Raw genomic sequence first — 7,750 nt, 5'->3', positions numbered from 1 at the left:
TAGGTTAGAATAGTCATAAGCCTTGAGCTGTTGCACCCATTGGGTGATGGTCTGTTTTGTCACTAACCATTATACAGCCAAGGCTTTTTCCGTCTTAGCGCTTTCTATCCGGGGATTGGGGATGTACAGGTATCTTGACAAACGTCGGCTTCTAGGCTACGATATTGAGGGTATGGCAGGAAAACACTCGCTGCTATTGAGTCATACCAAAGAAAGCACAATATCCCTCCCGGAAAGCTTTCGAGACAAGCTCTCTTAGAACATATTTTTCAGTATGTCCGAAGTAAGAATTTTAAACTGCCGGAAAAACAATAGCTTACATGCGACCCATTAAAGAATGCAGCCTATTTTTCATAGCAGGAGTAGAAGGCTCCGGTACCACATTATTATTGAAACTACTGGACGAAATAGAAGATTTTGCATGCCTTGGTGGAAATTTCATTTCAAACAATCACCTCAAAGCTGGAGAAGAGCTAAACAGACTGACAACAGCTCTATGGGCGTCTCCCCAACCATCCACACAAGAACAATCCGACATTATTTCTGACATAAACGCGGTTTGCGTGGAAGATCCTGTCAATTCAGTTGTCTACAAGCGTTCATATCCGTTTTCCGGTTCGAACCTTATTCCCGACCTTGCAGACACTCAAAAGATGGGAAGGCAAACAAAAATTATTCTGATTCGTCGCCATTTTTTCGACAATGTGAACTCCATCTTACGCCGAGACTTTGAAAAAAACATGGATGACGCTCTTTCCCGAATAATCTTGGGCTATAGGAATCTGTACAAACAGATCAACACCCTGATCTCGAGTGGTCATCAGCTATTGATACTGGATTATCATCGGCTGATCGATTCAGACTCAAGGCAATCAGAACTCACCCTGCTTGCCAAGTATGTCGATGCACCTCCACATATCATAGATACATGGATCAGCATGATCAGCCCCCCCAATCAGATACCTGACCTGGTCCAGAGAAATGACTGAAAAACAATCCCCAGCATTCTGTTCTAGAAGATTTACGGGAACAGTCTATGAAAATCATATGGCATGAAACAGACGGTGAATATTTCGATGCAGGCATCAATATTTACCGCCAATTCAGAAAAAGCTTTGTTCTTGCAGACGTCGATCAGGCCAACCACAAGGCAAAAATCATCTGTTCGGGGCAATACCTGCTCTACATAAACGACATATACATAGGCAGGGGGCCAGGGCGTTATGATCGCCGATGGCCCAGCTATGACACGATTGATGTTTCCACCTATGTAAATAGCGGCCTGAATACAGTTGCGATCCTTTGCCTCTATCAGGGATACGGCACCGGTCAAAGTATGGTGTCTCCTCCCGGTCTGGCATTTGAACTCATGCGGTCTGACGGCGGGAATCCACATCAACAGGTAATCTGCAGTGACGAAACGTGGAAAAGCAGTCAGGCACTGGCATTCAATGACGATGCCCCCAGAATAAATGGACGCCAGGGCAATATAGAAATTTTCGACGCGCGAAAAGACGAATCACGCTGGATGTCCCCAGAACATGATGACCGGGACTGGCTTCCGGTAAAGATATTGAAGCATGAATTACGAGTCTCCCACTTTTGGAACCTTTCCCCCCGCGATATACCGCTGCTTCATGAAGCAAAAACACCAGCCCTACAGGTAGTCGCAAATGGCTGGGGGAAAGCAGCATTGTTGCCTCCCGCGGACAAACCCCATCAGCTTTGGACAGATATCAAAAGATTTCTCAATCAAGCTTCGCTATGCATTCAACACTGTATCGCTCCTGAAGATGCTAAAACTGAAATACCAGAACACAGTGCCATACTGAAACTTTATGAATGTTCCAAATTGTATGCCGGATATTTGCATTTGGATATAACCGGACATTCCGGTCAAATCGTTGACTGCATATACATGGAAACGCTCCCTCCCTCGAGGGATGGAAAGCTTGTGTTGGACGGTCTGATCACATCAGAAAACCGGCCAATGGATCGGTTCATCCTTCGCGAAGGCCGCAACAGACTGGAAGTGGCGTTTGGCTGGAAAGCGTTCCGCTACGTACTGCTCATCGTTCATCCATCACCCGGAAAAGCTGTTATCCACGAAGTTTCCATACTTACCCGTGAATACCCCTTCAAACAGACGGGCAATTTTTCATCTTCTGATCCCGAGTTGAATGCCATTTTTGAGATCTGCAAACACACAGCGCGAATTTGCGCACAAGATGCTTTTGTAGACTCCCCCAGTCGTGAGCAGCAACAATGGATTGGGGATGGCCGGTGGACCGCCCTTGTTTATTTTCATCTCACTGGCGACTCACGGCTGTACCGAAGAATGCTTGTCCAAATCGGGCAAAGCCAGGATTACACGGGAATGATCAAACCCCGGCATCCCGATGATCATAACAATATCCCCCCCATTCCGGCATTTGCATTGAGCTGGATAGCTGCTTTTTATGAATACTACCTGCACACGGGAGATTTACAAACACCAGGAGAATGGTGGTCCAACATAGAGCATTGTCTTTCCTGGTTTGCAAAGCATGAGAACAGCGACGGTTTGTTGTCAGATGTACCCGGCTGGTTTTTCATCGACTGGGGGAAACCGCCGGAAATGATGGATATCAAACGGGGAGGATTGATCGCCGCCTTGAATTTGCAGTATATCGAAGCACTATTGTATGCCGCCGAACTGAGTAGCGCTTTGGACAAGCCAGATCGTGCTCAGGCACTGAGAAAAAAAGCCTCTTTGTTACAGGATCGCTGCCGCAAGATTTTTTGGAACATGGATTTGGGCGCTTACACAGATTGTGTGGTGGAAGCGGTCCAAAGCCAGGTTGTGAGCGAACAAACCAATTCCCTGGCCCTTCTCTATCTCCATGGAAATGGCCCACTCGCCACGATCAACAGGAATGGAGAAAACTCGGAGTACCCTGAGCGCATCCCTCTGATCATGGAAAATGTGTTTCAGCGTTCATGGCAGCCCCACCGATCACGCAAGATTGGCTCCCCTGTACCCTGTTCTCCCTTTTACATGATTCGTCTGCTACAGGCCTTATCCCGGCACAATCAGCACCAATTGGCACTGCAGCTATTGAAAGCAAGGTACAAAATCTTCCTTGAGGCAGGCTCTACTACTACCTGGGAAAAATGGTCGTTATACCGGTTTGACGAAAAAAACAACCTGCACACAGACAGCGCTTGCCATGGCTGGGGCTCAACACCCATATTGTTTTTTATAACAGAACTGCTTGGATTGAAACCATTACGCCCCGGGTATCTTGAGTACCAGTTCCAGCCTCAATGCTGTAACATTGATTTTTTAAGAGGGGAACTGTCAACGCCATCAGCAGACTTGAAAATGTTCATCAGCCCAAAGAAAAAGCAACTGTGGCGTGCATAATCACCCGCCTAGAATCTTTCTAGTTTTGTTATCCAACTATTATTTGTGACAATAGATATGCTTTCTAAACTGTTTTCGTTCGGAAAAAACAAATACCCTGATGTAGTCTCCTCGTTACGACAATCAGTAATCGACAACGTTCCCTGCTTTGTAGATAAACATATCGTTGGAAACGATGAGCTGCAGTTCAGGGGTTGGGCATTGCCTGGACACAAAGGACCATCAGCAGCCAGGTTTTATATAAACTCTTCGCCTCCCGACGATATTTCCTATCCTCTGCCCTCAAAGGGTCTGGAAGAAAAATTCGGCCAAAACGAATTTGCAGGCAGCGCCGGTTACAGTGTGGCAATTCATGCGCCTCAGGACGAGATCTTTTCCAACTCAGGATTTGCGGAACTGGAATACCAGCGCAACGGCACGCCTGATGAACGCTCTGAAATCAACAGATGGTGGGTTTTCGATCCCCGCCGTGAACAGCCAATGCCTGAGGGAGAGCGGGCGTATCGGGTCGTCGGCGATGAAAGCGTGGAAAACTACCTGCTTGGCGGGGCCACAATTTACAAACGCCTGGAGTATATGGTTTCACGTTATTTCGATCCTACCTTGTTTGCCGAAGGCCCGGTATTTGACTGGGGTTGCGGTTCCGGTCGGGTTACCCGCTATTTTGTCCACGACAAGACAAGAGAAATATGGGAAATATGGGGGGGAGATGTTGACAAAGACAACCTGGCATGGTGTGAACATGCTTTTCCACAGGCCCGTTTTATAGCGCTCCCACTGGACCCGCCATCAAAGCTGCCTGCAAATCATTTCAATTTTGTTTTTGGTATCTCTGTATTTACACACTTACGGGAAAAAGCCCAGATGCAATGGCTTGAAGAACTCCATCGTATTACTGCACCTGGCGGAGGATTGGTCATGTCTGTAAGAGGAGACACCTCTCTGGGCTTTGGTTTCAACCGTAAATTGAATGAATGGGTCTATTTGCGGGAGAGGGACGGCTATCTGAATGTGGGTGTCGATTCGCGAATAAATGAACAGCTGGAAGACCAGTCCTACTATGTAAACTGCCTCCAGTCCCGGAAATACATTCAGGAGAAATGGGGGGCAATATTTCGACATCCTGGACATTGTCAGTGCCGGGGGCATTCATCAAGATTTTGTAATAATGAAGAAAAAATAAAGATGAAAAACCTGTTTTTCATCGCAGCGCTATTCGTGCTGGCTTCAAGCGCCAGCGCCATTCAATTCGAGAATATAACCGAGAGATCAGGTATCAGTTATGTTGGTACAGCCTGGTCTGCTGCCTGGCGGGACTTCAACAATGACGGACTTCCTGATCTTTGGGCGAGCAATCACGGTGGCCGCCCCTCTCTCTATATAAACAAAGGAAATGGCAGATTCGAGAAAACAACCGGCGTTCTTCAAAACGACACACCAAGAGATGGACACGCTGCTACCTGGGCAGACGTGGACAATGACGGTGATGCAGACCTCATGGAGGTTACAGGTGCAGTGCTCGGCTCGGGAGAGGGGGCCAACCAACTGTTCCAGAATACGGGGAAACACCTTAACAATATCGCAACAGAATCAGGCGTTGACTATGCGCTGGGGCGCGGGCGGGTTCCGCTTTGGCTCGACTACAACAACGATGGTCTCCTCGACCTTCTCATCATGAACCAATCCCGGGCAGATGGTAAAGCACCTTCTGCACTCTTTCGCAACAGAGGGGAAACATTCCAGCGACTTGACGATCCCGGTCTCTCTGCGCTGAAAAGAACAGCGAATGATACTTTCGCCCTGCTGTCCAACCTTTCCGGCACACTACCCATGGAACTGGCAGTCTTTGGTACGTTTCCTCCACCTTTTTCTCCAAGAATATATGCAATTCAGAAAAGCAGTTTCAAGGAAATAACTTCAGAAATCATCAAAGCTCCGATCAGTGATGTATTTGATGCAGTAACTGCAGACTTCAACGGTGATCTCAAGCCTGATCTCTATATTTCCCGATATCACTATGCCTCCGATATCGCCGTATTAACAGGAAAAAACGCCAGGGCTTCCATATTTAACAACGGTGCCCAGGTACGGGGCCTGGATATTCACACCACTGGCAATTTACGTCTGGCTATCCATCTGCCTACCGTCAAGTGGGATTCATCCATGATCTTTTTTGGTAAGGATTCTTCTCGCGTAAAACCCGTCAAAAAGGAAATTATCTCTCTCTACTACACATTGGACAGCAAGGATCGCAAACTCCAAGGAAAACCCCAGATAGCCGGGACAAGAAAACGGGCGATATACGTCTGGTTTGATCCTGAAGCAAACTTATGGCGACTGCGTTTTACCAGCCAAACATGGGCTTTCCTCCAACTGGAAATAACCGCGGGTACAGGTTTGTCAGGCGTTGATCCCATCGGCTTTAACAAACAGCCTCCGCCGCAACCTCAGCTATTGCTGAGCACAGACCAGGGTTACCAGCAGGCTGCGTTGCCAGTCCTGCCTGGCTGCACCTCCGCTGCCGCAGCTGATTTCGATAATGACACTGACGTTGATCTTTTTCTCGTCTGCACCCAGAGTGTTGTCAATACTCCAGATTTGCTGTTAGAAAATAAAGGAAAGGGCGTTTTTTCATTGGTGCATAGGCACGGTGCCGAAGGCACAAACAAGGGAATCGGACAAAAAGCCGCCATAGCCGACATCGACAATGATGGCTTCCAGGACCTGTTTGTTATCAATGGATTGGGTCCAGCATCGCCGCTTACCAGAGGACCGTACCAATTGTTTCATAACAAAGGTAATGACAATCATTGGTTGAAACTCAGACTGGAAGGCACGCTATCCAATAAAGATGGTATTGGAGCACAAGTTGTTATTCAGGCTGGCGGCAAAACCCAGTTACGTGAGCAGAACGGGAAAAGCCACTACGGTGCTCAGGACGATATCACAATGCATTTTGGATTACTGGGCAGTACGATGGTAGACAAAATCAGCATACATTGGCCCAGCGGGACAACCCAGAATCTGCAAGATATCAAAGCTGACCAAACCTTACATATAGTCGAATCTTCAGCTGAAAACCAACAATAAATCATGGACTCAAAATCACCAAAAGGCATTCTGGTAACAGGCGCTCCGCGAAGTGGTACCTCCTGGGTTGGGCGCATGCTGTCACTTGCATCAGATACCAACTATCTGCATGAACCTCTGAACAATCAGTTTGCAGTCAAAACTTTCCATGAGGAGCCGTTCCCTTACTGGTTCATGTACTTGAGCAAAGACAATCAGGACGCCTATCTCAAAAAAATAAGCCGCATGATTGGCCTGCAACCTGGGCCCCGCATCAGCAAAAAAGGAAAACAAATACCGGTTATTAAAGATCCAATAGCGGTTTTTTCCTCAGAATGGCTGGCCAATACATATGATCTGGACGTGGTTTTCCTGGTACGCCATCCGGGTGCGGTCATCAAGAGCATTTTGACGCTTGAATGGAATACCAAACCAAAGATATTCTTCAGACAACGCCCATTGATGGATGCCTACCTGTCTGAATATGAAGCAGAATTGAGGGAATACCAGAACCTAGACAACAAACTGGCCCAAGCCGCTCTGATGTGGAAAATGATCTATCATGTCGCTCATATTTTCCAGGAGAGAAACCCCAACTGGATTTTTATGAGGCATGAAGACCTCTGCGGCGACCCTGTTGAAAAGTTTAGTACAATCTTTTCTAACATTGGGTTGGATTTCACGGAGCAGATTGGGCAGGACATCATGGATTACTCCAGTTCAAGTAACCCGGTGCAACCTGCCAATCACTGGGATATAAGAAGAAACAGCAGAAGTAATATCGATGCCTGGCACAATTATTTCTCTAGAGATCAAATAAGTGAGATCCGCGCTTTGGTGGAACCCATTAGCAGTCACTACTATCAAGATAACGAATGGCCTCTTGCCTAGATAAGCCATAAATGCACATCGCTGTGGTTTCCATGCGCCACAACGTCAACACCCCCTACTCACCGTGAATGTCTCTATATGCATATTAAATTGGGAAGCAGAATCATTGACGGTTTGCTGCCTGAAACAGTTGCTGCAACTGAAAGAAATAGAGGGGCATGCTGACAACATCAGCATCATCGTAGTAGACAACAATTCCCAGGATGGTTCCGACTACAGCATTCACAAATTCATTGAGAATGCTTCTTACGAAAAGATTCATTTCCTTCGGAACACAACCAACAGCGGCTACGCGGCGGGAAACAACCTGGCCATCCGCTACGCACTGGAGCACCTGTCACCTGACTTCGTCTGGATCCTGAACAATGACACCCTGCCAACAGC

The 7,750-nt window shown here is 47.3% G+C and carries 5 protein-coding genes; all 5 read left to right on the top strand.

Annotated features, from left to right (window positions below):
• Positions 1 to 320: 320 nt before the first annotated feature.
• A complete protein-coding gene (locus ACOCD2_RS08800; protein ID WP_293649008.1) occupies positions 321 to 989 on the top strand; it encodes a hypothetical protein in 669 nt (222 codons plus the stop codon).
• A 47-nt stretch (positions 990 to 1,036) separates the two neighbouring features.
• On the top strand, positions 1,037 to 3,406 hold the full coding sequence (locus tag ACOCD2_RS08795) for an alpha-L-rhamnosidase N-terminal domain-containing protein (protein ID WP_293649005.1): 2,370 nt from the start codon (positions 1,037 to 1,039) through the stop codon (positions 3,404 to 3,406).
• Between the two features lie 57 nt (positions 3,407 to 3,463).
• On the top strand, positions 3,464 to 6,496 hold the full coding sequence (locus ACOCD2_RS08790) for an FG-GAP-like repeat-containing protein (RefSeq protein WP_293652442.1): 3,033 nt from the start codon (positions 3,464 to 3,466) through the stop codon (positions 6,494 to 6,496).
• Positions 6,497 to 6,499: 3 nt separating this feature from the next.
• Positions 6,500 to 7,366: a sulfotransferase domain-containing protein gene (locus ACOCD2_RS08785; RefSeq protein ID WP_293648431.1), complete on the top strand. Its 867-nt coding sequence runs from the start codon at positions 6,500 to 6,502 to the stop codon at positions 7,364 to 7,366.
• Between the two features lie 106 nt (positions 7,367 to 7,472).
• On the top strand, positions 7,473 to 7,750 hold a 278-nt coding region (locus ACOCD2_RS08780; protein WP_293648428.1), incomplete at its 3' end, for a glycosyltransferase family 2 protein.

The organism is Thiolapillus sp., assembly GCF_048562965.1.
Lineage (GTDB): Bacteria > Pseudomonadota > Gammaproteobacteria > Chromatiales > Chromatiaceae > Thiolapillus > Thiolapillus brandeum_A.
Note: the sequence above shows the minus strand (reverse complement) of the source record. Positions and strands in the feature narration are given on the sequence as shown.